Raw genomic sequence first — 2,133 nt, 5'->3', positions numbered from 1 at the left:
TGCACGCACGCAACATGCGCGGCCCGATGCCGCGCATGCCGGCGCAGCGGCGGCCTCAGCGGCCCGATGCGAGCGGCGCCGGCGCGTTCGCGCGGCCACGGCCGGCCGGCGCGCCGCCCTGTTCGCCGTAGGTGGCGGCGAGCGCGTCGACCCGCGCCAGATGATGGTGATTGTCGTGGTCCCACGGATGGAAGCCCGGCCGGAAGAAGCTCAGCCATTCGCCGGCGATGCGCGGGAACAGCCCGCGACGCGGCCCGTACAGGAACGCGATCATCCGCAGCATGCCGCGCACGTGATGGCCGGCGCCGCGATCGCGCCACAGCAGCGTCGCGTGCATCAGGAATACGGTCGGCCAGAACGTCAGCGTCGTCAGCAGATACACGCCGATGCGGATCAGGTAGCGGCGCAGCCCCGGCTCCATCGCGGTGTTCCATACGTCGAACGACACGGCCTTGTGCTCGGTTTCCTCGAGCGCGTGCCAGATCCACATCTGACGGTAGCCCTCGACCGAGCCGTCGAGGCGCGTCGGGTCGCGCAGCAGCCAGTCGGCGAGCATCGCCGTGTAGTGCTCCGCCGCGACCGTATGCGCGAGCTGCACCGAATGTGGGAGCTTGCGCTTCATGTAGCCGAGCACCGTCCACACGCGCTTGTCGAGCTTGCGCGCAGGCAGGTGGTTCGCCTGCATCAGCTCGTTGTACTCGATGTGCTCGCGCGTGTGCATCGCCTCCTGGCCGATGAAGCCGAGCACCTGTTGCTTCAGCACGGGATCGTCGATCCGGTCGCGGTAGTTGCGCACCGAATCCATGAAGAAACGCTCGCCGGCCGGGAACAGCAGCGACAGCGCGTTGAAGAAATGGGTCACGTGCGACCCGAGGCCATGCCAGTCCTTCGCACGTTCGACCGGCAGGTCGAAGCGCAGGTCGCGGCGCACCGGCATGATCCCGGCTGCGGTGGCGGAAGCGGCTGACTTCATGTTCATCGTTCTCCTGGTTCCGGAGCGGCCCGGCGCATCGTTCGATGCGGCCGGCGCAGGCTCGGGCGGCGCGTCGCGCACCGCCAAAATCTTGACATCGACAGCTGTAAAGATAGGCCGCCCGCGGCGGCGCACGCAAGCCGCGCGGTAGATGCGCGCTTCCAAACAGGGCACGGTCGAAAAGGCGGAAAAAGCGGCGCTCGAACGGCGTCCGGACGGGGCGGGATTCGAACGCGCGCGGTGGCTCGGCAGCGGTACGCGCGGCTCCCTGCCGTGTCATGTCGATGGCCAGGAAGCCCCGTGCGGCGGGCGTTTCACGGAAATCGGCGGCGCCCCGCGGCGTGCTACCGAGCGCCCCGGTAGCACCGATTCATACACGCGTCGCACTCGCACGGTGCAACCACGGTCGCGGGGCGCGCGGAAAATTCAAACGCGCGTTCCATTTGCGTTTCGGACGACCGCGGCCGTGGCGGTCCGGCGCCGTCCGCGACACGCGTGCGACCGGCCGAAAGCCACGAGCGGCGGCCCGCTGCGCGCTCGCCTACAATAGCGGTTTTACCCATCCTTTTTCAGGAGAAGTCATGTCTGTCATCACGACCGAATCGGGCCTCAAATACGAAGACCTGACCGAAGGCACCGGCGACGTAGCGCAAGCCGGCCAGACCGTCAGCGTCCACTACACGGGCTGGCTGACCGACGGTCAGAAATTCGACTCGAGCAAGGATCGCAACGACCCGTTCGCGTTCGTGCTCGGCGGCGGCATGGTCATCAAGGGCTGGGACGAAGGCGTGCAGGGCATGAAGGTCGGCGGCGTGCGTCGCCTGACGATTCCGCCGCAACTCGGCTACGGCCCGCGCGGCGCAGGCGGCGTGATTCCGCCGAATGCCACGCTCGTGTTCGAAGTCGAACTGCTCGACATCTGACACGACACGCGCGCCGCCGGCTGACGCCCTGCCCCATGGCACACCTTCCGTCCCCCACCGTCGCACTGCAACGCTACGACACGCTCGAAGCGTCGGACGTGCACGACTTTCACCAGATCGTGCTCGGCATCGACGGCGCGATGGTGATGGCGGTGGACGGCGTCAGCCAGCGGCTCGACCGGCACGGCGCGTGGCTGGTTCCGGCCGGCGCGCGCCACGATTACGCGGGCCTGGGCA

2 protein-coding genes and 1 pseudogene are annotated in these 2,133 nt (G+C 68.3%); 2 read left to right on the top strand and 1 reads right to left on the bottom strand.

Going from position 1 to position 2,133, the window contains the following annotated elements; all coding sequences use genetic code 11:
* Positions 1–55: 55 nt before the first annotated feature.
* Positions 56–973: a metal-dependent hydrolase gene (locus tag G3N99_RS39210; protein WP_174938690.1), complete on the bottom strand. Its 918-nt coding sequence runs from the start codon at positions 971–973 to the stop codon at positions 56–58.
* A 581-nt stretch (positions 974–1,554) separates the two neighbouring features.
* Between G3N99_RS39210 and G3N99_RS39205 the strand changes: the two genes are divergently transcribed.
* Both G3N99_RS39205 and G3N99_RS39200 read left to right on the top strand, forming a co-directional pair.
* Positions 1,555–1,896 (top strand): FKBP-type peptidyl-prolyl cis-trans isomerase, encoded by a 342-nt coding sequence (locus G3N99_RS39205; RefSeq protein WP_011355854.1) that lies wholly within the window; start codon positions 1,555–1,557, stop codon positions 1,894–1,896.
* A 35-nt stretch (positions 1,897–1,931) separates the two neighbouring features.
* A pseudogene (locus G3N99_RS39200) lies at positions 1,932–2,133 on the top strand (AraC family transcriptional regulator); the annotation flags it as partial.

Origin of the sequence: Burkholderia sp. Ac-20392, from assembly GCF_017104585.1 — a bacterium.
Lineage (GTDB): Bacteria > Pseudomonadota > Gammaproteobacteria > Burkholderiales > Burkholderiaceae > Burkholderia > Burkholderia lata.
Note: the sequence above shows the minus strand (reverse complement) of the source record. Positions and strands in the feature narration are given on the sequence as shown.

What these genes read in the sequence shown, in the direction of transcription:
- G3N99_RS39210 (WP_174938690.1), bottom strand. Translation starts at nt 973, where the DNA reads ATGAAGTCAGCCGCTTCCGCCACCGCAGCCGGGATCATGCCGGTGCGC.
- G3N99_RS39205 (WP_011355854.1), top strand. Translation starts at nt 1,555, where the DNA reads ATGTCTGTCATCACGACCGAATCGGGCCTCAAATACGAAGACCTGACC.